This is a genomic window from Bartonella sp. HY328 (assembly GCF_025449335.1).
Lineage (GTDB): Bacteria > Pseudomonadota > Alphaproteobacteria > Rhizobiales > Rhizobiaceae > HY038.
Genome location: NZ_CP104883.1, coordinates 897,356 through 921,318, shown reverse-complemented (window position 1 = coordinate 921,318; position 23,963 = coordinate 897,356). Strand labels below are relative to the sequence as shown.

Genomic DNA, 23,963 nt, shown 5'->3' with positions numbered 1-23,963 from the left:
TAAAGCGTTTTTACACTATTTGTAAAGCGCAATAGCAGTACTAATCTTGTGTATAGGGGTCAGGAATACAGAGTTTTGCTAAAATTTCTCGTTCTAAAGCTTCCATTATTTCTGCGTCTTCGTCATTTTCATGATCATAACCCAATAAATGTAAGAGACCATGAACAAATAAATGGGTAAGGTGATGATCAAAAGGCTTGTTTTCTTCAGCAGCTTCACGCTCTACTGTTTCATAGGCGATAATAATATCACCAAGCATAACGTCAGGTTCTTCATTTGGCTCAACATCAAAAGCAGGAAAAGATAAGACATTGGTTGCCTTATCCTTATTACGCCACTGCGCATTTATAGCTCGAATAGATTCATCATTGGTGAAAACAAGGCTTAACTCGCTTTCAATGTCACTAAATCCTAAATGCAACATAGTTTCATAGGTTGCCTTTTGTGCCAGCGCCAATAATTTAGGCTCACCGCCCCAAGCATCATCTTCAATAATAAGGTCAATGTCTATTTTTAGCATATCTTCATTTACTGGTAAAATATTTGGTTCAGTACTCATAATCGATACCATTATGAACTAGCATTGACTTTTTCACCCAATTTTCCATCTTGCCTTGCTTTATTTTCACGAAAATCACGATCATAGGCTGATACAATGGCAGCAACGAGCGGATGACGCACAACATCTTTTTCAGTAAATCTGACGGTTACGATATTATCAACACCTTGCAAAATCCGCAAAGCTTCGACAAGTCCAGACTTTTGCCCCATCGGCAAATCAACCTGACTTGGATCGCCAGTAATAATCATCCTGCCGCCCTCGCCAAGGCGGGTCAAAAACATTTTCATTTGCATGGCGGTGGTATTTTGCGCTTCGTCAAGAATAATAGCAGAATGCGCCAAAGTGCGCCCACGCATAAAAGCAAGCGGCGCAATTTCAATGACGCCAGCAGTAATGGCGCGCTCGACTTTGTCAGCCGGCATCATGTCATAAAGTGCATCATAAAGCGGCCGCAAATAGGGATCAACCTTTTCTTTCATATCGCCGGGTAGAAAGCCTAGTCTTTCACCTGCTTCAACTGCTGGGCGTGACAAAATAATGCGGTCAACCACTCCGCGCTCTAATAATTGGGCAGCATGGGCAACAGCAAGATAGGTTTTACCAGTGCCTGCTGGACCAACGCCAAAAACAAGCTCAGCGCGATCCATTGCACGCATATACGCATCTTGCGTTGGCGTACGGGCATAAATAGTTTTTCTGCGCGTTGAGATATGGGCAATTCTTTGCTTGGCACTATGTTCCATAGTGGGTAATTCAAGCTGCGGCTCGGGTGCGGTTGCAATTGCAATGGCGCCATCCGTATCAGATAAATTGGGATTATTTCCCTGCTTTACCAATTGATAGAGATGATCAAGCGCTCGGCGGGCTTGCGCGGTTGCAATCGCCTCTCCACGCAAAGTCACCTCATTGCCTTGGGCTCTGATATCGACACCCAACTTTTGCTCAATGCGAGCAAGATTTTCATCAAAATGCCCAAAAACCGCAAGAGATTCACGATTACTGTCAAAGGTTAAAACAATATGGGCCAAATCTGACGCACCACTTGTCACTATAGCTTCACTTGTCTCTATCTCACTTTTTTCGCTCAAGCGTATTTCCCCTAATGTGTGAGCTGGTACCAATATAAGCGGTCTAAATTCGTTTCCATCTTAAAACTCATTCAAATGAATGTAATAATTTATCCAATGGCAAAGTTTCAAAAATATTTTATTGTTGCAATTTTTTTGATAAATTTACAAAATATTTCTTCTATCAACAATAAACTACTAGTTGTTAACACCGTCAAGCAGATAAGGCAGTTGGTAATAATGTCGCGTGATCATCAAGCGGATAGCCAACCAAACTATTTGGCCCTGCTTCACCAATCTTAACCCTTATCATTTCACCCGTTGGTGCGTCTGTTGTAACAGCAATCGGTAATAGCCAAGGCGAACGTCCAATCATTTGCCCATCATGGCGACCTTTACGCTCCACCAAAACATCCGTAGTAACACCAATTTTAGAGCGTAAAAATTCGCGCTGCTGCTTGGTTAACAAGGCTTGCAATTCCTGTAAGCGCTCATCCTTAACCGCTTCGTTAACCTGATTTTTCATTTCTGCGCCTGGCGTTCCAATACGCGGCGAATATTTAAATGAATAGGCAGAGGCATAGAAAACTTCTTCAACCAAGCGAATGGTTGCCTTGAAATCCTCATCGGTTTCCCCCGGGAAACCAACGATAAAATCACCAGACATAGCAATATCAGGACGCGCGTCACGCATCCGTTCAATTAAGCGCAAATAATCATCTACAGTGTGATGACGATTCATAGCCTTTAAAATTGGATTAGAGCCTGCTTGCACTGGCAAATGCAAATAGGGCATCAACACATCAAGATCACGATGCGCGGCAATAAGCCCATCATCCATATCATTTGGATGACTAGTCATATAGCGCAAACGCTTGATGCCATCTATTTCTGCAAGTTTATAAAGGAGTTCACCTAACCGCCAAGATTTACCATCTTCCCCCGCCCCATGCCAACCATTCACATTTTGGCCAAGCAAAGTTATTTCACGCACACCCGAATCGACCAAACGCTGTGCTTCACGAATAATTTGTGCAACGGGTCGCGAACTTTCAGCACCGCGCGTATAAGGAACAACACAAAAAGTGCAAAACTTATCGCACCCTTCCTGAACGGTTAAAAAGGCGCTCACGCCACGGCTTGCCACCGCTTCACGCTTTGGCAAAGGCAAATGCTTAAACTTATCTTCAACCGCATATTCAGTTTCAACAACCTTTTTACCACTTTCGACATCACGCAATATTTGCGGTAAGCGGTGATAAGTTTGTGGACCCACAACAAGATCAACACCAGGGGCGCGGCGAATAATTTCTTCACCCTCAGCCTGCGCCACACAGCCTGTTACACCAATCGTGATTGGGCGATCTTGCTCGGCGCGCAAAACACGCAAACGGCCAAGGTCTGAATAAAGCTTCTCAGCTGCTTTTTCACGAATATGGCAAGTATTCACCAAAATAAGATCGGCATCTTCAGCCGTTTCAGTCGCAACATAACCTTCTGCGCTTAAGCTATCGCTCATGCGTTGACTATCATAAACATTCATCTGGCAACCATAGGTTTTAATAAAAACCTTGCGGCTATTTGGACGACTAATTACTTGTTCTGGTGTATTTAAAATGTCTTTGGTCATAAGATGAGCTTTTACTCTTTTTTATTGCCTTTTAAAAGACCAAATAACAATTTTATGTTATAATTCAAGCCAAACTTGTTCAATTTGCGTTGAAATATCCACACCATATCATCAATACCAACACTCTATAGGTAAAATGAGCTAATATTTTTCTTTGACTAACAACAATGATAGCTAAAGCCTTGTATTTGCCACAAAACTATATATTGATAAATTTTACGTGAAAACCAAAAACGCAAATGAGGAAGATTTATGAAACGTTGTCTGGCCGTAACGCTCGTATTAATGGGTGGGGTTGCTCTTACTGCATGTGGTGATAGTGAAGTTGATACCGCAGTATTTAAAGATGTGAATGAGTGTATTTCAAGCGGAATATATCCTGCAGACCAATGTCAGCAAGATTTTAAAGAAGCTACTACAACCCATCTTGCAACTGCACCTGCCTATGCCAATAAGGAAGATTGTGAAGCTGAATTTGGCGTTGGCAAATGCGAACAAAATTCGGCAGCAGAAAATGGCTCAAACACCACAATGCATTCTGGTATGGGCAGCTTCTTCATGCCGCTGATGATGGGTTATATGATGGGTTCAATGTTCAATAGTGGACAAAGAATGGCACCACAATCGCTTTATCAACGTTCTGGCAGCAGCTCATATGTCAATAGTAACGGCGCAACCGTTGCCAACCAACGTGGTGCAACACGCCTTTCATCTTCTTCTGCTGCAGCTCGTGCCCCAGAAACAAGAACCAAAACTATGGCTCGGGGTGGTTTTGGTAGCCGGGCAAGCGCTATTTCATCTTAAAGACAACAGCGGATCAGCAAAAGCATTATGGAACGTATTGAACTTAATGAGCGGGCGGACTGGCGTGAAGACGCCGCCGCCAGTGGTTTTGAATTTCATACCATTGATGGTGAACGCTATTGGGATGAACGCCATGCCTATCAATTTAGCCTAGCGGAAATTGAAGAAGGCATTGAGGATCCATCAGCCGAATTAATGGGCATGTGCTATGAGGCGGTGGACCACATCCTTGCCGATGACCAACTTATGCGCCGCATGGCAATTCCTGAAGAATTTTTCAAAGTCATTCGCCAATCATGGGAACGCAAAGACCGTGATCTTTATGGTCGATTTGACTTTTCCTTCAATGGTGAAGAGCCCGCAAAATTGTTGGAATTTAATGCTGATACGCCAACCAGCCTATTTGAAACCGCAGTGTTTCAATGGCGTTGGCTTGAGGACATGAAAAAGCGTGGCGAATTACCAGCTGAGGCCGACCAGTTCAACCTTTTGCATGAAAAACTTATCACAGCACTTACGGCAATTGGCTCGCCGAATGGTGTTATGCATTTCGCTAGTGTCAGCGATAGTCCAGAAGATTACGGTACTGTTTCCTATCTTGCCGATTGCGCAAGTCAAGCAGGCCTTGTGCCGGTCATGATTGATATTGCTCATATTGGAGTTGATGCCGATCACTGGTTTACGGATACTTATGAAGAACGCATCAACACGCTTTTCAAGCTTTACCCGCTTGAAGACATGGTGCGTGAGGATTTTGGCAAATACCTTATCGATACACCGACCCGCATTATTGAACCTTTATGGAAGCTTGTGCTTTCTAATAAAGGACTTATGCCGGTTCTTTGGCAAATGTTTCCAGATCATCCAAACCTTCTTGCTTCTTATTTTGAAGATGATTTAAGAAAAAGCCTTCTTGCCAATCATTATGTGCGCAAACCACTTTTATCGCGTGAAGGCGCAAATGTCACAATTATTGACAATGGCACAAAGACCAGTACGATTAAAGTTGATGGCCCATATGGTGCCGAAGGCTATATTCGCCAAGCTATTCAATATTTACCACAATTTGGTGACGACTGGACAGTCATTGGCTCGTGGATAGTTGCAGGCCAGCCAGCTGGCATTGGCATTAGAGAAGATTCAACGCCGATTACTCGCAATACTTCGCGTTTTGTCCCCCATTTTATTCTTGATTAAAACAGGAATTGCATCCATTTTAATTGGATATAATTCCTTTTAGAATTAAAAAACATACTGCATTTTTTTATAATTAATGATAAATGCAGTATATGCTAATCATTGGTTGTCACCTTAGGTGACGACCGTGATAATAAAAGCATAATGGAAGGGAAGTTCATCCGGTGGTGGATACGGCCTTCAAAGCCGTAAGGGGCTGCGAGACAGTCTTTGGTGGGTTCGACACCCACTCCCTTCCGCCAATTTGCAAAAAATTAATTAAAAACCATTGTCACACAGCTTCTTTAACATACATAATGAATTTAGCATTCACGAAAAACCATATCAAGTAATGGTATTTTCATGAAAATAGATATTTTCAAAATAGGGTATTTAAATGTTAAAAGAATTTAGACAATTTGCCATTAAGGGCAATATGGTTGATTTAGCCATTGGTGTTATTATTGGTGCTGCCTTTAGCGGCTTGGTCAATTCGGTTGTGAATGATATTTTAATGCCAATTATCGGCCGTATTACTGGCGGCATTGATTTTTCCAATATGTTTATTCAGCTTGCTGGCGAGCCGCAAACCACATTAGCTGCCGCCCGTGCAGCCGGCGCTACCATAGCTTATGGTAATTTTATCACCCTCGCCATCAATTTTTTGATCGTCGCTTGGGTATTGTTCCTTGTCGTTAAGGGAATGAATAAGCTGCGCACGAAGGATGAGGCCAAAGTTGAAGCAAAGCCTGAACCTACAAAGGAAGAAATCCTTCTTACCGAAATCCGCGATTTGCTTGCCACAAAAACAGCAAATTAGTAGCTATATAGGCATTTTCCAATTTAACCGAGTTGGAAAATGCCTCAACATTTTTTATAAAACACCAATAAATGAGATAAATTTAATCACCAAGAGAATAACGCCTAAAGGGCGTCAACATTTTATATCATTAAAATTTTTTAAAAATAAAATTAGCTATTGCATCAATAATTTTACCAAAAATTTTTATTTTTAAGGCAAATATTGCAAACTAAGTGGCATAGAGACTAACTTATGCGCCAGAAATAATTGCAATATTATTGATAATCAACATTGCCATATTATGGTTTAGCAACCAGATAAAGGCAAGTTTTTCAAAAATTTGTCATATTGATGGAGTTATAACTTACCCTTTGCTTCAATAATAATTATTATTCCTAGTGCGTGAAGAGATATTTATGAAGCCACGTGACATTTCGGGACATAAACAAATACAGCCCGAAAAAGGCAAGGATGATGCTCGGCTAGAGCCTAGCCGCTATTGGCGCAAGCGTTTTTTCAAGCATATTCCACCAATTTCAATCTTAGTTTTTATTCTATTTGCTATTTTCACCACCGGCTTTGTCTATTTTGGCGAAAAAGTCGATCGCTTAATGGCACCTGACCCACTACCGCAAGCTGATGGCATCATCGTTCTAACAGGTGGGCGTGCACGCATTGAAAGCGGCATTTTCTTGCTTAACCAAAAAAAGGCACATAACCTATTAATCAGCGGTGTCAATCCTTCAGCTGATAGCGGCACGCTCGCGCGTGCCAACCATACCGACCCTAAATTATTTGAATGCTGTATTGAGCTGGGACGAGAGGCTTTAAACACCAAAGGCAATGGCAGCGAAAGCGCAGAATGGGTAAAAAAGCATAACTTTAAAAAAATCTATGTAGTCACCAATGATTATCACATGCCGCGCAGTCTTTATATTATGCAACAGGCAATGCCCAATGTTGAACTGATCCCCTACCCTATCCGTGTTGAAAACCAAAGTGAAGACTGGCTAAGTGTTATTAATCACCTGCGCGTACTTGGCATTGAATATTTAAAATATATCGGCACACGATTTTTTAAACTTTAAAAATGAAATATAAATAACATACTGTTTTGAGCTATCCTTCCCACGATATTTGGTTTAGACTTTTAAAGATGAAAAGTTGGCTGATTATTGGGGGCAGGTATGGAGTTTTTGGACGTAAATCGCTTATTTAAACAGCTTCCCAAAGAGCCGCAAAATGATGAATATCGTGATATTGATTTTGGAAATAATCTTGGCAATATCACTTGGGCAGAGCTATTAGAAAAGCGGCGCGTGGTTATATTGGCAGAGGCTGGATCAGGTAAAACCGCTGAAATTCAAAATCAGGCGCAAAAGCTTAATCAACAAGGTAAAATAGCCTTTTTTATAAGGTTGGAATATATACGCACTGATTTTGATAGTGCTTTTGAAGTTGGTGACAAGGACGCTTTTGAAGCATGGCTTAAATCAAGCGATGATGCTTGGCTATTTTTTGATTCCGTTGATGAAAGCCGCCTTAAAGACCCGCGCGACTTTGAATTTGCCATTAAAACAATATCAAATACGCTGCGTTCTGCTTTAAAACGCACTCACATCTATATAACCAGCCGCGCAAGTGCTTGGCGGCCACGAACAGACCGAGATTTATGTGAAAAACTATTGCCTGTAGAGGTTACCAAAAGCGAAAATAATGCTTTTGATATTTATACGTTATGTGATCTTTCAAAGGAGCAGCAAACAGCAATTGCAGCTCGGATTGGTATAAAAGACACAAAAAACTTTTTTAACAATATGGAAAGAGCAAATGCGAGCTTTTTTGGTCAAAGACCGTTAGATTTTGTTAGCTTATGTCAGCTTTGGTTAAAGGATGGCAAGATTAAACCACGGATCGATTTGATAAAAGATCTTATTGCAAAACGGTTAAATGAAGATAATCCTGATAGAAAACGCATGACTAATATAACGATAGAAGCAATTGAGGGTGCAGCTAAACTTATTGCTGGTGCAATGACTATGGCTAAAACCCAAACAATTGCAATAAATGCCGATGATGAGGACGCAAATTCCCTGAAAATAGACCTTATTTTAACCGATTGGCCAGCAGAAGAACAAGAAACACTTTTAGGCCGTGCAATTTTTGATGAGGCGCATTACGGCTGCGTGCGTTTTCATCATCGGAGCATAAGGGAATATTTAACCGGTCAATGGGTGTTGCAGCTTTTACATAAAGGAAATTCACGACGGCAAGTTGAAAATCTATTTTTTGCCAACCAATATGGCATTGATGTCATTAAGCCATTTATGCGTCCTATATTAGCATGGGTTATTTTGTTTGATGATAAAATATTAAGTAAAGCAAAATCCATTGATCCCTATATTGTGTTAGAAACAGAATGTCCTGAATTATTGCCCTTGCAAACGCGTGAGCAAATATTAAAAACCATTTGCCAAGAAATTGAAGCGATAGGTTATGCGCCGTCTTACATAGATTTAGACACGCTTATTCGTTTTGCCCGTAAAGATCTATGCGACTTGATACTTGAATTATTCAAACAATATCCGACAAGTAACTCAATTAACGCGCTTTTATTGCGTATGGTTTATGCGGGGCGGTTAGATGAAGCTTTAACGAGGGTGGAAAAATTTGCTTATGATTGTGAAGCTTCAATAAAACTTAGAAACATCGCGTTTCAAGCGATTATCGAAATTGGCGACTCTGCAACCAAACAAAAATTAAGAACATTTTTCTTAAATGAAGCTGAAACCTTAGAGCGACGGCTTGCTAATATATTAATTTCGGATTTAGAACCAAATCAGCAATCCATATTGTGGTTGGTGGAAGTTTTACAAAAAATCGAGTTTAATACACAAATAATCGACCTATTTGAATTGACTTTAGTGGATTTCATTAAAGAGCTGCATAGCGATGACTTAAAATTCTTTCTAACTGCAATTGGGCAATTTTTAAGTAAAAAAATTAAACCAGAAGAGCATCGCATTGAAAACTTTGATGCTTTAAAGCCTGTTTTTATCGCTTTTGCCTTTGCTACTAAAATTCTAGTTGAGCAGCATGATGAAACTTTGATTGAGGATATCTTGCCAGCTCTCTTTATCTTAGGTCAAGTAACAAGATCGCACTCTCTACATTTCCACACTATTGATTTAAAAGTCGAAAAATTGATAGCAGCGTCGCCTGCGTTAAATGACGCGCTGTTTTGGTATCAAGTCGAGCAAGTGCGCTTGATAAAAGAATCCGAGGGTAAAACATTGGAGGATTGTTGGCCTCTACCATTTTTTGGCAGATTATGGCAATTTCAAAAAGCGGATTTCACAAGGATTTTGAGTTATATTACAACAAAAGCGCTTATGCAGGATAGGCTAGTTGCGCTGTCGTTAGCTGTTGACATATTCCGGCAAAATGAGCAGCCAAATTTTATGAGAAAAGATTTATTAGAAGCGGTAAAAGGTATAAAACCGCTTGAAGATAACTTGAACTTTTACCTTTCACCTGCGCCTAAAAGCGAAGATGAGATAGAGTTGGAGCAATATCAATTAGACGAAAAGAAAAGGCAGATTGAAGAAGAACGCATAAAACAAAAAAATATTGAATGGGTAAAAAATAATCTAGATATTTTAACCAAACCACAATTTAAAGACCTATCACAGCTCACAGATTGTCAAGAGGGCTTGTTTTTTGAATGTTCGCTCATTTCAGAAGACGGAAATCAATTTGTGCAAGGCGCCAATTGGCGCTCACTTATCGAGCAGTATGGAGAAGAGGTAGCGCAAGCCTATCGGGACGGCGCGAGGAACTATTGGCGCTTATATAAGCCCAAAACATTTTCAGAAGGTGCAACTTTAAATAAAATTCCTTTTGAAGTTCTTTTTGGCTTTGCGGGTTTAGAAATGGAAACCGAGCTTGATGATCATTGGCCTGAAACCCTAGTAGCAGATGACGCTGAAAAAGCAATTCGGTATTTTTTATATGGCATAAAAAATAATGCCTTACCTTGGCTTGCCCAATTGACTAAGCATTTCCCTAAACTTGTCTTTGATATAATAGCCAAGGAATTAGTTTGGGCATTAGGCGATGTTGAGCGTCAAACATATGCAAGGGATGTTATTGATCTAATCGCCATACAAGATGGCGAATTTTCAAATCTCTTTGCTGAATTACTACTGAAAACGCTTTATAAGAACGAGCCAAAAGACCGCGATCTTCTTTCAGCTTGTATTAATTTAATTGAGCGATCTGCACTAAACAACCAAGATTTAGCCAATTTGGCCCAAGGAAAATGTCAATCGATAAATTATTTGGAAAATTTAGCCCATTGGTTTGCTCTATGGTGTGCGACAGATCCAGCGCCGGCAATTGCAGCACTGCGGGATAAGCTGCAGTTATTATCGGCTGAAGATGCACTGCAATTATCAATGTTATTTATTGTTCAATTGATTGATGATGACGATTATCAACAAAATTCATGTCGCTTTGCTTATAAAAAAGCAGATCATTTGGCTGATATCTATTTAACTATTAGCGAATATATCAAAAAAAGTGAGGATACTAGGCGGGTTGGAAAGGGAATATATAGCCCAACATTGCGCGACAATGCGCAGAATTGCCGTGACAAATTACGCGAAATATTAGGAGAAATCCCCGGTAAAGAAGCCTATTTGGCTTTTTTAAATTTAAGCGAGCAGCACCCAGATGTTAATGAGCGGCAAATTTTTAAAGCTGTCGCCATAAAACGCGCAAGTCTTGATGCAGATAATGCGCCTTGGAGCGCGCTACAATTTCGTGACTTTAGCAATGAGCTTGAATCAACACCATCTAATAATCGCCAACTTGCTGATTTAATTGAATTTCAACTTAATGATTTAAAAGATGATTTAGAAAAAGGTGATGATAGTATAGCCAATATCCTTAAAACGATGACCCAAGAGGTTGAAATTAGAAAATTTATCGGTGGTAGATTACGTGGCAACGCCAAGGGACATTTTTCCATACCACAAGAAGAACAATTATCTGGTGATGAAAGGCCTGATTTTCGCGTTCATGGTTATGGTTTTGACGGGCCAATCCCGATTGAGTTAAAATTGGCCGATAATTGGACAGGGCCAAAATTATTTGAAAGGTTTAAAAACCAGCTAAGCAACGATTATTTAAAAGATAGTCGGTCAAAACGCGGTTTTTTTCTGTTAATCTGGCGCGGTAAAAAAAAGCGTTGGCAATCGCCCGATGCGAAAAAAGTTGTTTTTCCGAATTTGATTGAAGCATTAAAAGCCCACTGGCAAAAAATCGCACCTAATTATCCCAATATTGATGATATCATCATTATAGGTATTGATTTAACGCTACGCCACGCCAAAGCGCGCGATAAATCATGATTAGTAATATAAAACCGCATTAAAAAAACGTAATTGCTAATTATCACGGACAAACAAATTGGTGCCCAGAAGAGGACTCGAACCTCCACGCCTTGCGGCACAGATACCTGAAACCTGCGCGTCTACCAATTCCGCCACCTGGGCAATGTGGCCATCATCTAAGATAAGATTAAAATTGTGTCAATGGTATTTTGTCAATTTCCCATCGGCTTCTCTCATCAAGATATTGTCGGTGTTCAAAAGTTTAAGCCATGAATTTATGCAGCTTTTAATTTACAGTTGCCCATGTCAATGCTGCTTAATTTATCGATAAATGCTTTAACAAGACTAAGTTCACACGCATCCTTATTATAAAAAAGCCAAGTATCACGCTCACAATATTTACCGTTTTTATAAGTAAGCGGTTCATGATAAATTTCAGGTGCCAAACTCATCACGGTTGATGGTAAAAATCCATATCCTAAACCATTTCTTACCATCTCAAGACATGTATCCAAGCGATCAACATTCATTGAAATACGTGGTGGCATCGAATAGTTTTCCACCCACCAGCGGTTAATTAATAATTGATTAAGTGGATCATTTTGATAATCAATCAAATAATGCTTATCTAATTCGGTAGGTCTTACTTTTTCTTTATTCGCAAAACACATTACGTCTTTATAAAGTAAAAGCCGTTCGCCTGAAAAATGATACTCGCCACGCACAAAGCCCATATGGACATTATTACTAACCACCAGCTGCAAAATGTCCCGGCTCCAACCAGAAAACACTTGATAGCGCACTTCAGGATATTCTTTTTTAAAGCTTTGTAGAATGGGGGGAAGTATAAATTTACTAATAAAATGCGAAGCACCAATCCGCACAGTTCCAGATATTGTGCCTTTCATCGTCTGAATATGCTCTTTTACATTGGTCATTTCATTGAGCATAAATGATGCTTTTTTAGCTAAATATTCACCTTCTGCCGTGAACTGGATACCACGTTTATTTCTGATAACTAGCGTCGTATTAAAATAGGATTCCATATTTCGAAGTCGGATGGAAAGAGCCGGCTGTGTCATAAAGAGCCTGTCAGCGGCACGGGTAATAGACTTAATTTCATAAAGAACTTTTAATAGTTCCCAATCACGTTCATTCATATCACTATCCCAACGGATTCTTCGCATTTTGCTGTAAACCAGCGCCTTTGGATAACTTCAAATAGAATTCTAAGTTCAAATAAAAAGCCCAAATTAAAAATACTTCATTTAATGAAAGAGACCCTGTCGGCCGAGGGGGAGGATTACCGACAGGGTAGCAATTGTTTAAAATTAAACAACTGCGTTTTGTTCGTTTAGCGAGTGTACAACAGGTGGCGATACTCCCAAGTTAGATGCTAACTCAACTAATATTTGCCAAGATTTTTCCTCAACAGGAATAGCTTTGCTGAATTTTAAACGGTTCTTCGCTTCAACCTCACCTGGATATAAGACAGCACCTTGTGCATCTTGCGTTGGACAATCTTTCAAATAAGCAAAGAATGCTTCCGTTTCATGTTCAGCCCAGTCGTTAGGGACGAATTTGCCAATATTAACAATGAGAGCAAAGACATTATTGACCGCCATACCATTACCGTAATGCTCTTTTTCTATGGTACCGCCGCCTGATAAAATACCTGCAAAAAGCTCCACAGCCAATCCAAGCCCGTAACCTTTATGACCACCAAAAGTTAAAAGATTTCCGGGAGGATTTTGAAATAATACACGTGGGTCGTTGGTTGGCTTACCAGTTGCATCAATCATGCTTCCAGCTGGCGCTTCACAGCCCTTTTCGGCAAGAACACGTGCTTTATTCAAAGCGATAGCACCAGTTGCCAAGTCTAGAACAAAAGGTGGCTTACCATTTGGCAAAGGCCAAGCATAACACATAGGATTTGTTGTAAGCTTCGCTTTTACACCACCAAAGGGCGCAACTGTTGGGGTCCGCTTAACAATATTGCAAAAAGCTAACAATGCCATACCTGCATCACATACCATTTCACCATAATAACCAATACGGCCAATATGATGTCCGTGGCGCAATGTTAAGGCGCAAATCCCTTGTTCATGGGCAACATCAATTGCATTTGAAAATGCAATTTTAGCTGCGTGTTGACCAAAGCCTAGATGAGCGTCATATCCTAGCAATACCCCAGATTTACGATAACAATTAAATTCACCATCGATTTTAAGTGTTCCTTGATCTAAAGCTTTTACATAATTAGGTAAAATCGTTAAACCATGGCTTGCATATCCTGCTTGATCGGAGGCAATAAGGTGATCAGCAACATTTAACGCAACTTGATTATTTACACCTTTTGCAAGCAATATATCAGTGATAAAATTCTTGGCATTAGCTATGTCGATGTTAATCATGATCACAACCACCCTAATAGAGGCCAGTAGAACAGAGCCATAAGAAGCATGAGCAGATAGCCAATGATTGTGACGACGATACCCATCTTCGAAAATTCGGTTGGCGTAAATGTTTCGGTCGCCATACAAACCATGTTTTGGGGTGCATTGACTGGAAGGATAAAGCCATAGCTCACCACAAAGCCAAGTAACATGCTAAGACCTAATTGGATATCAGGAGTTAAGCTTAAATTGGTGGTTCCAATTGTATGGAACATAACAATCATAATTGGCATAAATAATGAGGTTAGAGCTGTCGCACTTGCAAAACCTAAGTGAATAACAATGAGGAATGCCGATAACACGGTAAAGATCATGAATGGACTTAATGATGCAAGACCTGCACTTTCAACAACCCAATCACCAAGCCACTTGCCGGCACCAGTATTGAGCAAAGCACTACCTAAGGAAATACCAACACCAAAGACAAGGATAGTGCCCCAAGGTGTGCGCTTTTGCACCTCTTTCCAACTAATAACGCCAATTCCAGGTAGCATCATGATAACAAGACCAACAGTGGTGGATGTGGTTGTATCAATTCTATGTAAGGTGCCGCCGCCCGTTGCCCAGAAGAATAAAAGTACGCAAGTAATAGTTAAGAGACGAATTTGGGGGCCAGGGATAGGGCCAAGGTCTTTCAATTCTTTTGCAACAGCTTCCTTACCGCCAGGAATATTATCAGCTTCAGGTGGCATCATCTTTAGAACAACGAAATAAAGCACAAAAGACATCAGAACTGACCAAGGTCCGCCAGCAATTAGCCATTGACCCCAAGAAACCTGCTGTCCAATACTTGATTGCATAAAGCCAACTGTCAAAAGATTTTGTGCGGCAGACGTTTGAATACCTACGTTCCAAACACTTGTTGCCTGCGCAATCAAAATCATGATACCAACAGCAATGCGTGAGCGCTTTTCAACACCATAAGCTGCGATAATACCAGACATAATTGGTACGATACATGCAACGCGAGCAGTTGCACTTGGTACAAATAAGCTAAGAATAATGGTAACAACAATAACGCCAATAAGAATGCGTTTTGTACTTGTACCAATAACATTTAAGGTAATAAGTGCGATACGCCGATCTAATCCAGTATAAGTCATGGCGGCAGCAAGGAAGGTTGCACCCGCAACCAGCGCCCAAGCACCATTAGCAAAGCCAGATAAGGCCATGCCCATACCTTTTGATGTTCCAAGCCACTTTGCAGGATCTTCGCTGATGAACTCCTTTGCTGCATCTAGCGTCACCGTCGGCGCTAAGCCCACCAAAAGAGCAATTAACGCGACAATTGCAAGAGAGCTGACTTCATAGGAAACTGCTTCCGTCAGCCAAACAATCACAGCAAAAGTTAAAATCGCCAACATTCGGTGACCAGAGGTTGAAAGGCCTTCTGGCGTTGGTAACATCAAAATTGCAAATAAAACTAGCAGCCCCGCGAAAAGACCCCAAGGGATTGTAATTTTTTTAGGTTGCGAAACAGCGTCTGCTGTGCCCATGACGCATACTCCTTATATGATATGCAAATTTTGGGTGCACGACGCCAAACACAAACGAAAAGACGCATGTGCACCAGTGAAGAAAGATCTGAGCGCTGGATCATGGCCTATCAACAAATGAAGAATTAAAAATGTAAGTTAAATATTTCCAAATACATAATATAAAATAAACTATGCACTGGAAGTATATTTAATATATACTATCAATGAATCTTGAGTTGCTTTTTAAACCGTTTTAGATATAAAACATTTTCTTAAAATAAGATAATTTAATTTTATTATGATAAAATATAAAATTATTTTATGGGTGTCTTTGATTTCAATCAAATTATTAATAAATAATATTCTAATATACAAAATATTTATCTTGTTAAAGATATTAATTTCGTTTTTTAACAAAATGATCATTTTAAAAATTAAAAATACGCATTGCCTTTTCCATAAAACAAGCCTATACAGCAAAAATACCGTGCGCCTATCGTCTAGCGGTCAGGACGCCGCCCTCTCACGGCGGTAACAGGGGTTCGATTCCCCTTAGGCGTACCAATTACCTCATATTAAAATAGTATTTTAAAAACGGCAAAAGCCGGGGTTTCAATCGCGAAAATGTGCTGAACTGAATTTTTATTAAAATCTGTCTTAATATTTTTTTCCACGCGACAAATTATTAACCATAATTGCCTATAGTAAACTTTAAGCCAAGGTAGTTTTAAGCGGATATCCGCCACCTAACTGCTGGAATAAAGATTAATGAATATCTACATCAGATATTCAAAATGAAATATGGTTGAAAACATATGACCAAAAAACCTTTAAAGCGACAAAATGAAACGGGATTTTCAATCCTTAGCGCTAATAAAAGTCGTGTTCTGCTTGTTTCGCTTATTGGATTAAGCGCAATAGCACAAAGCCATTTTGCAACTGCGCAGGACTATTATCCTCCTGCACCGCAGCCCTATGGCAATCAATATCCCCACCCCTATGGCAACCAATATCAACAGCCAACACAAGGCAATAATGGTTATTATCCGCCTGAGGAAGACCCTTATTACCAACCGCCAGCACGCCAGCAATATCCACAGCAATACCAAAATGCGCCGCGCCCACAATATCGGCCGCAGCCAACACCACGCCCTGCTGTTGATCCAAATACCACCGCTTCCATTGATGGCCCATCAAATTATCGTCCATCAAATTATCCAAATGGTAGTAGTGACCAAACCTATACTCCGCATAATGTGCCACAAAGTGTTTATGGCGGCTTACCAGACGCTGATACACCAGCAATTGAAATGCCCAAAGGCGCGCAAGGTAAAAGACAAATCGCGTCATTGCAAGTATTAATGAGTCGCATTGGCGCGTCATCAGGGGTTATCGATGGCGCACCTGGTAGTAATTTTGACAAGGCAGCCGCAGCAGCCAGCCAATTGACCGGCAAATTTATTGACCCGAATAATGGACCTGCAATTGAAGCAGCTTTGCAAGCAACTGGCGGCGCCGCATTTACAACTTATACCATTACCAATGAGGATGTTGGGCAATTCTATGTTGCATCAATCCCAAATGATTATGCGTTAAAAGCGCAACTGCCTTCTATGGCTTACACATCTGTGCTTGAAATGTTGTCTGAACGCTTTCATATCGATGAGCGTTATTTGCAAGAACTTAATCCAGGGGTAAATTTCCGCCAACCTGGTGTGGTTATCAATGTGCCTAATTTGCTTTTGCCAAAGCGCAAAGCAGTTTCCTTTATCATTGCCGATAAAGCTCGCAAGCAAGTTCGTGGTTATGATGAGGCTGGCAAATTAGTAGTTGCCTACCCCTCAACCATCGGGTCATCGGATAATCCATCACCATCGGGCACAGTGGAGGTAAAGCGCATTGCACTTAACCCCAATTATACCTACAACCCGAAAATCAATTTCAAACAGGGTGAAAATAACAAAGTATTGACCATTCCACCGGGCCCTAATGGCCCAGTTGGCACGGTTTGGATTGCACTTTCAAAGCCAACCTATGGTATTCATGGAACGCCTGATCCATCACGCATTGGCAAAACCTCTAGTCATGGCTGTATTCGTTTAACCAATTGGGATGCGCAAGAACTTGCAAAATTGATTAAGCCAGGTGTCGTTGTCCAATTCGTTGACTAAAATAACAGTGAAATAAAACAAATAAGGGTGCAAAATGAATAATCGTTTTGCACCCTTATTTTTTTTAGCAAAATGTTTTGTTTATAGTTTAGATTAAAACTTCAAACCGATAATTACTTAAAGGCGATATCAAGAGCTATGATATTCAGGAAATTGCGGGCGCTCATCTGCTTTTTCTTCAGCAATGGGTGTAACCTCTGCAGCTTCTTCCTTTGGCGCACGATAAAGATCAAATAATTCTGGCGGCAAATCACGCCAATCATTACTGCGATCACGGTGAAGAGCGCCGCGCGAAAGCATCATCAAGGTTACCGGCGTAGTAACTACAATAAAAACAGTGATCAGCAATTCATGAATGACCAAACGACCGCTGGTCATGGTAAAAAACAATATTGACGCAATAATAATGCCACCAACACCCCAAGTCGTGCCCAATGTTGGCATATGCAAACGATCATAAAAATTTTTAAATCGTATAAGACCAACACAGCCAAGCAATGTTAGGCTACTGCCCAAAACCATAAAAAAGGCAATGAGAAGAGCTGCCCAAATAGGTAAATCTTTTACAAGTTCTTCGCTCATTCGATCACCTCGCCGCGCATTAAAAATTTCGCTAAAGCGATGCTAGAAACAAAACCAAGCATGCCAATAACCAGTGCCGACTCAAAATAAATAGCTGTTCCAGTGCGGATACCAAAAAGCAGCAACATGATCATTACCGTGACATAAAGCGTGTCTAACCCCATAATCCGATCTTGCGCGCGCGGCCCAAATATAAGGCGGTATGATGCTAGTAAGATTGCAAGCCCTACCATAGCTTGGGAAACAAGGAGAGCCCAAAATAGAATGTTATAGCTCATATAGCTTCTCCTTGGTCAAATATTTTTAGAAGTAGGCTTTCATAGCGGCTCTTAATAAGGTCGCGCCAATGATCCTCACTACTAAGATCAAGCACATGCAATAGAAGCTCATTGGAGCGTGTGTCATAAGCGACCCATGCAGTACCCGGTGTTGCCGTTAATACGCACCCCAATATTGCTAATGCGGTGCGATCTTTTAATTCAAGCGGTATAATCATAAAACCAGAATTGGCTTTTTTACGTCCACCAGTTAAAATAATCCATGCAACAGCTATGTTAGATTGGGTAATATCTAAAAAAGTTTTCCAAATTAAAAGCGGTACAAAACGCCAGCCTTTTATTTTAATTGGATCTGGTTCCAAACGCGCCATAGCGTGATTGCCAATAAAGGCAACAAAAAGCGATATAATAAACTGCCCCGGAGTAAAACCAGCAAGCGCCATCCACATTAATATCATAGAAACTGCTAGGACAGGAAAAGGGAAAATACGTTTTATCATAATCCACCTGCTCCACCCAATTCATTGACACCGCCAAGTACACTGCCAATATAATTATAGCTATTAAATAGGCTTTCTCCCATGACATCCATATAACGCATCGTTGGGCCAGCAATAATGGTAAGCAGCAGACAGATTAACAAAAGTCCAGCAATTGGCGCAATTTCAATTACCATCACCCTTGGCACACTACCCTCTAATGACGCCCAAAATGTTCGAATACCAGCGCGTGTCATGGCGATAAGTGCTGCCACACCTGACAAAATAATAGCTGCAACGTAAAGCCAATCACTAAGCCCAACAAAATGTTTGGCTGTTGGTGCTTCGGCCGCATTGAGCTGACCTGAAATTAGCATGATCTTGGCAAGAAATCCTGAAAAAGGTGGCATGCCAATAATCAAAATGGCACAAACAGCAAAGCAAGATCCTAGAATAGCAACTGTTGCTGGCAAATAAAGCCCAACCTCGTCTTCCTCTTCCTCTTCCTCATCGCCATAAACTTCCATGGTAACGGCAAGAACGTTAGCCGCACTATCTTGTCCTCGTTCAATTAACTCAACCAAAAGGAAAAACGCACCAAGTGCAAGTGTTGAGGTAATAAGATAAAAAACCGCAGGACCAATCAAGGCTTCATTACCAGTACCAATGGTGGCAATTAAAGTACCTGAAGAAACTAAAATGCAATAAGACGCAAGCCGAGATAAAGCTTGGCTAGCCAATACGCCGAAAATACCAAAAAGAATAGTGACAAGACCACCATAAAACAGCACATTATGACCAAAACCATAAACGCTAGAGGCGCTTGCACCAAAAATCAAAATTGATAAACGCAGTATAACATAAATGCCAACTTTACTTAAAATAGCAAAAACCGCTGCAACTGGCGCAGGAGCGGCACTATAGGTTGCGGGCAGCCAAAAACTTAATGGCCACATACCAGCCTTAACTAAAAAGGCTACACCTAAAATAGCAGCGCCTGCTTCAAAAAGCATAAGATCATTAGCGGGAATTGCAGATAGTTTGGCAGCAATATCTGCCATATTCAAAGTGCCCGTCACACCATAAATGAGGGCAGCACCAATCAAAAATAAAGACGATGCAAGCAGATTAATAACAATATAATGCAACCCTGCACGTACACGCCGACTGCCTGAACCATGCAAAGCCAATGCATAGGAAGCCGTTAACATCACTTCAAAAAATACAAAAAGATTAAAAAGATCGCCGGTTAAGAATGCACCATTAACCCCGGCTAATAAAAACAACATGAGCGAGGGGAAATGCGGCCCTGCTTTATTCCAATGAGTGTAGGAATAAACAAGCGAACCAAGCATAAGGCATGAAGACAGCAAAAGCAAAACTGCCGATAAACGATCAAGCACCAAAACAATACCGAAAGGCGCAGCCCAATTGCCAAGCAAATAAACATCAGCACCAGGAGTTATATCCTTAGCCCGCGCAATAAGCGCAATTGCCACCAGCACCAGCAAGCCACTAGTAATAATTGCTGAAAGCAATTTTAACGTATGGCGACGCTCGTCGAAAAACAACAGCACTGCCGCAACAGCCAAAGGCAAAATGATCGGTATGATAATGAGATGATAAAGGGCGTTTCCCATTAATTTGGCTCCCTTCCGTCAACATGGTCAGAGCCGGTAAGCCCACGAGCAACAAGCAATACCACAAGAAAAAGAGCTGTGGTGGCAAAGCCAATAACAATAGCGGTTAAAACAAGGGCTTGCGGCACAGGATCCGTAAATTGTGTAGGATCAATGCTACCGGCATTTGATGTGATCGGTGCGGCATTCATCTTTAATCGCCCCATCGAAAAAATAAAAATATTTACCGCATAAGACAGAAGTGAAAGACCGATAATCACCTGAAATGTACGTGGCCGCAATAAAAGCCAAATACCAGAACCGCCAAGAATACCAATAGCAAGAGCGAGAATTATTTCCATATTAATTATCCTCTTTCACAATGGTTTCTTCTTTACGCACGCGGTAGCGGCGTATGGATTGGTGAGCAAGCGCAATCAGCATCAAAACCGTTGCACCAACAACCAAGGCAAAAACCCCAAGATCAAATAATAAAGCAGAAGCGGTTGGCATTTTACCAATAAAGGGAATTTCAAGGTAATTAAAATAGGTGGTCAGGAATGGATAACCGAAAAACCACGATGCGACGCCCGTTGCAAGCGCAACACATATACCAAAGCCCATCCAGCGCACTGGCAAAATAGTTAAATGATCTTCAACCCAGCGTGTACCAGACGCAAGATACTGCAAGATAAAGCCAATCGCCATGGTAACACCGGCGGCAAAACCACCGCCCGGCAAATCATGGCCGCGCATAAAGATATAAATGGCAAGACCAATAATCGCTGGAAATAACCAATGCATGGTTATTTGCGGAATGGTCAAATAATCCTGCAAGGTATCGCCTTCTTCACGCTCTGGCTGATTAATATCAAATGCGGTTTGAATACGCTGCTGCGAGGGCGATTCAATACTTTCAGAAGCTGGTCTAAACCGGCGTAGAAGCGCAAAAACCGTCAGCGCCACAATACCAAGGACGCATATTTCACCCATTGTATCAAAACCACGGAAATCAACCAGAAGCACGTTCACAACATTGGTGCCACCACCACCAACATAGGCATTTTTCAAGAAAAACTCGGCAATAGTATCGCCGCCGGCATCCAAAGCGCCCCTTGTCATAATAGCATAGGAAAGCCAAGCCAAACCACAACCACCAATAATAGCAATTAACAAATCTCGCAAACGGCGAAAGCGTGCTGATAGTCCGGCAGGCATTGGATCTGGATCTTGCCAGCGCTTTGGCAACCAACGTAGGCCCAAAAGCAAAAGAACGGTTGTTACGACTTCCACCAATAATTGGGTTAGTGCTAAATCCGGCGCAGAAAGCCACAAGAAAGTGACGCATGTCATAAGTCCAGCACCGCCAACCAACATCAAAGATGCTAAACGGTGAAACTTTGCTTGCCAAGCAGCACAAAGGGCGCATGTACCACCAATAATCCAAAAGATCGCAAAAACAGGATCAATCGTGGTTAGCGGTAAATCACCTGGCATAATACCAATAATGGCAATGGCGGCAAAAACAGACGCAATCGGCACAAGTATCACCCAGCGCACCTGCGTTTGCAAACGGCGTGTACCAAAAAACTGTTCAGCCCAACGCGCCCATTTCCATGAAATAGTAACCAAAACCCGCTCAAAAATTCTCTGACCTTTGATATGACGGAAAAAAGGTGGCCCATCTTCGCAAGAAAGGAAATAACGACGCCCAACTATATAAAGCAATATACCGCCAACAAGAGCAATTAAGCTCATAATCAGCGGCGTATTAAAGCCATGCCAAAGGGCAAGGCTGTAATGAGGTGTAGCACTACCAAGCACAGATTTTACCGCACCTGAAAGGGCTGGCCCGATACTCCAATTAGGTAAAATGCCAACAAGCAGACAAAGCCCTACCAACAACTCTATTGGCAAGCGCATAAAATGCGGTGGCTCATGCGGTGTTTTTGGTAGATCTTGAGGTTTAGGCCCAAAAAATACCCCATGGATAAACCGGACAGAATAAGTAACTGAAAATAGGCTAGCAATGGTCGCAATATAAGGTGTTGCCAAATCAAGCCACGATTCAACATGGGTTTCAATAGCTTCAGCAAAGAACATTTCTTTGGAAAGAAACCCATTTAACAACGGCACACCAGCCATGGCAGCACTCGCAATAATCGCAAGTGCCGCAGTTATTGGCATATAGCGCGCAAGCCCAGTGAGCTTGCGCATATCACGCGTGCCAGTTTCATGGTCAATAATACCTGCCGCCATGAAAAGAGACGCTTTAAAAGTCGCATGGTTAGCCATATGGAAAATCGCAGCGACACAAGCAAGCGGACTGCCAAGGCTTAATAATGTAGTGATAAGCCCTAGGTGACTAATGGTTGAATAAGCAAGAAGCCCTTTAAGGTCCTGCTGAAACATAGCAAAATAAGCACCCAGAAATAAAGTGGTGAGCCCAGATAGACCAACGATCCAAAACCATGCGTCAGTGCCGGCAAGCACTGGCCACAGCCGCACTAATAAGAAAACCCCTGCCTTGACCATGGTTGCTGAATGTAAATAAGCCGATACCGGGGTTGGCGCGGCCATAGCATTTGGCAACCAAAAATGAAATGGAAATTGCGCACTTTTGGTAAGCGCACCCAAAAGAATAAGGATAAGGGCTGGCAAATAAAGTGGACTTGAGCGAATAATATCGCCAGACTTTAGCACCACATCAAGATCATAACTACCAACAATATGCCCCAATAAAAGCATACCAACCAAAAGGGCAAAACCGCCAAGGCCAGTAACCGTTAAGGCCATACGCGCGCCATCACGGGCGCTAGCATTATGATACCAATACCCGATCAGCAAAAACGAGAAAATACTGGTTAATTCCCAAAAAATCACCAGCATGATGATATTGCCAGATAAAACAATACCGGTCATTGCCCCCATAAAGGCAAGGAAAAAAGAAAAGAAGCGTGGTACGGGATCAGCCGGATCCATATAATAGCGCGCATAAATTACAACCAATAAGCCAATACCATTGATCATCAGCAAGAACAGCCAAGCAAGACCATCCATCCGCAAAATAATATTGATTCCCCATTGCGGCAACCAATCTATTTGTAAGCGTACCGCATCACCATTCATAATCGAGGGATAAAGCATGATAGTGAGCAACAGACCAAAAAGCGCAACAGAGCCTGCAAACCACGCTTCATTATTCTTAGCGGTGGAGCGAAAAAAGCCAATTATTGCACTGCCTATGAAGGGGAGCAGGATTAGTAAAACCAGCATCGCTTCCCTTGTTGTCACCATTATATCAACCCCATTACTACAAGCGACAAAGCGCTATCCCATCATTTAAATCCTATTTGCCACCATTCGGCATCAGTATGATCTACCAGAAGAAAGTTATGATTTTTTTAAAAACAAAATTTTCAAAATTATTTCACACTCACGTAAATTGGCAAAAAAATTAACA

Annotated in this window: 18 protein-coding genes and 3 tRNA genes; 8 read left to right on the top strand and 13 right to left on the bottom strand. The window is 41.3% G+C overall.

Features of this window, described 5'->3' with window-relative positions; translation table 11 throughout:
• Window positions 1-40: 40 nt before the first annotated feature.
• The 3 genes from ybeY to miaB form a co-directional block, all read right to left on the bottom strand.
• A complete protein-coding gene (ybeY, locus tag N5852_RS03825) occupies window positions 41-520 on the bottom strand; it encodes an rRNA maturation RNase YbeY (RefSeq protein WP_262099679.1) in 480 nt (159 codons plus the stop codon).
• Between the two features lie 50 nt (window positions 521-570).
• Window positions 571-1,650, bottom strand: a complete 1,080-nt coding sequence (locus N5852_RS03820) for a PhoH family protein (protein ID WP_262099097.1) — start codon at window positions 1,648-1,650, stop codon at window positions 571-573.
• 193 nt (window positions 1,651-1,843) lie between these two features.
• Window positions 1,844-3,259: a tRNA (N6-isopentenyl adenosine(37)-C2)-methylthiotransferase MiaB gene (gene miaB / locus N5852_RS03815; RefSeq protein ID WP_262099096.1), complete on the bottom strand. Its 1,416-nt coding sequence runs from the start codon at window positions 3,257-3,259 to the stop codon at window positions 1,844-1,846.
• A 252-nt stretch (window positions 3,260-3,511) separates the two neighbouring features.
• Between miaB and N5852_RS03810 the strand changes: the two genes are divergently transcribed.
• The 6 genes from N5852_RS03810 (at window position 3,512) to N5852_RS03785 (ending at window position 11,455) form a co-directional block, all read left to right on the top strand.
• On the top strand, window positions 3,512-4,063 hold the full coding sequence (locus N5852_RS03810) for a DUF1190 domain-containing protein (protein WP_262099095.1): 552 nt from the start codon (window positions 3,512-3,514) through the stop codon (window positions 4,061-4,063).
• A 27-nt stretch (window positions 4,064-4,090) separates the two neighbouring features.
• On the top strand, window positions 4,091-5,260 hold the full coding sequence (locus N5852_RS03805; protein WP_262099094.1) for a glutathionylspermidine synthase family protein: 1,170 nt from the start codon (window positions 4,091-4,093) through the stop codon (window positions 5,258-5,260).
• A 146-nt stretch (window positions 5,261-5,406) separates the two neighbouring features.
• A tRNA-Sec gene (locus N5852_RS03800) sits at window positions 5,407-5,502 on the top strand.
• 134 nt (window positions 5,503-5,636) lie between these two features.
• On the top strand, window positions 5,637-6,059 hold the full coding sequence (gene mscL, locus N5852_RS03795; protein ID WP_262099093.1) for a large conductance mechanosensitive channel protein MscL: 423 nt from the start codon (window positions 5,637-5,639) through the stop codon (window positions 6,057-6,059).
• Window positions 6,060-6,457: 398 nt separating this feature from the next.
• The gene (locus N5852_RS03790) at window positions 6,458-7,129 is read left to right on the top strand and encodes a YdcF family protein (protein ID WP_262099092.1); all 672 of its coding nucleotides are present in this window, start codon (window positions 6,458-6,460) and stop codon (window positions 7,127-7,129) included.
• 99 nt (window positions 7,130-7,228) lie between these two features.
• Window positions 7,229-11,455 carry an NACHT domain-containing antiphage protein HyoA gene (locus tag N5852_RS03785; RefSeq protein ID WP_262099090.1) on the top strand — a complete coding sequence of 1,409 codons (4,227 nt, stop codon included), beginning with the start codon at window positions 7,229-7,231 and terminating at the stop codon, window positions 11,453-11,455.
• Window positions 11,456-11,514: 59 nt separating this feature from the next.
• On the opposite strand, the gene N5852_RS03780 is transcribed toward N5852_RS03785, so the two are convergent.
• From N5852_RS03780 to N5852_RS03765, 4 genes are all read right to left on the bottom strand, one after another.
• Window positions 11,515-11,599 (bottom strand) — tRNA-Leu (locus tag N5852_RS03780).
• Between the two features lie 113 nt (window positions 11,600-11,712).
• Entirely contained in the window at window positions 11,713-12,597 is an 885-nt protein-coding gene (locus N5852_RS03775) for a LysR family transcriptional regulator (RefSeq protein WP_262099089.1), read from the bottom strand.
• A gap of 171 nt (window positions 12,598-12,768) precedes the next feature.
• On the bottom strand, window positions 12,769-13,851 hold the full coding sequence (locus tag N5852_RS03770; protein ID WP_262099088.1) for an Ldh family oxidoreductase: 1,083 nt from the start codon (window positions 13,849-13,851) through the stop codon (window positions 12,769-12,771).
• A 2-nt stretch (window positions 13,852-13,853) separates the two neighbouring features.
• Window positions 13,854-15,389 (bottom strand): DASS family sodium-coupled anion symporter, encoded by a 1,536-nt coding sequence (locus N5852_RS03765; RefSeq protein ID WP_262099087.1) that lies wholly within the window; start codon window positions 15,387-15,389, stop codon window positions 13,854-13,856.
• Between the two features lie 471 nt (window positions 15,390-15,860).
• On the opposite strand from N5852_RS03765, the gene N5852_RS03760 reads away from it, so the two are divergent.
• Window positions 15,861-15,935 (top strand) — tRNA-Glu (locus N5852_RS03760).
• A gap of 251 nt (window positions 15,936-16,186) precedes the next feature.
• Entirely contained in the window at window positions 16,187-17,542 is a 1,356-nt protein-coding gene (locus N5852_RS03755) for a L,D-transpeptidase (RefSeq protein ID WP_262099086.1), read from the top strand.
• A gap of 129 nt (window positions 17,543-17,671) precedes the next feature.
• On the opposite strand, the gene mnhG is transcribed toward N5852_RS03755, so the two are convergent.
• From mnhG to N5852_RS03725, 6 genes are read right to left on the bottom strand one after another with little or no spacing between them, the layout of a single operon-like run.
• Window positions 17,672-18,124, bottom strand: a complete 453-nt coding sequence (gene mnhG, locus N5852_RS03750) for a monovalent cation/H(+) antiporter subunit G (RefSeq protein ID WP_262099085.1) — start codon at window positions 18,122-18,124, stop codon at window positions 17,672-17,674.
• On the bottom strand, window positions 18,121-18,402 hold the full coding sequence (locus tag N5852_RS03745; RefSeq protein ID WP_262099083.1) for a K+/H+ antiporter subunit F: 282 nt from the start codon (window positions 18,400-18,402) through the stop codon (window positions 18,121-18,123). The genes mnhG and N5852_RS03745 overlap by 4 nt, the downstream gene beginning before the upstream one ends.
• On the bottom strand, window positions 18,399-18,902 hold the full coding sequence (locus tag N5852_RS03740; RefSeq protein ID WP_262099082.1) for a Na+/H+ antiporter subunit E: 504 nt from the start codon (window positions 18,900-18,902) through the stop codon (window positions 18,399-18,401). The genes N5852_RS03745 and N5852_RS03740 overlap by 4 nt, the downstream gene beginning before the upstream one ends.
• Window positions 18,899-20,521, bottom strand: a complete 1,623-nt coding sequence (locus N5852_RS03735) for a monovalent cation/H+ antiporter subunit D (protein WP_262099081.1) — start codon at window positions 20,519-20,521, stop codon at window positions 18,899-18,901. The genes N5852_RS03740 and N5852_RS03735 overlap by 4 nt, the downstream gene beginning before the upstream one ends.
• Entirely contained in the window at window positions 20,521-20,862 is a 342-nt protein-coding gene (locus N5852_RS03730; RefSeq protein WP_262099080.1) for a Na+/H+ antiporter subunit C, read from the bottom strand. Before N5852_RS03730 ends, N5852_RS03735 begins: the two co-directional genes overlap by 1 nt.
• A gap of 1 nt (window position 20,863) precedes the next feature.
• Window positions 20,864-23,794 (bottom strand): monovalent cation/H+ antiporter subunit A, encoded by a 2,931-nt coding sequence (locus tag N5852_RS03725; RefSeq protein ID WP_262099678.1) that lies wholly within the window; start codon window positions 23,792-23,794, stop codon window positions 20,864-20,866.
• Window positions 23,795-23,963 lie beyond the last annotated feature (169 nt).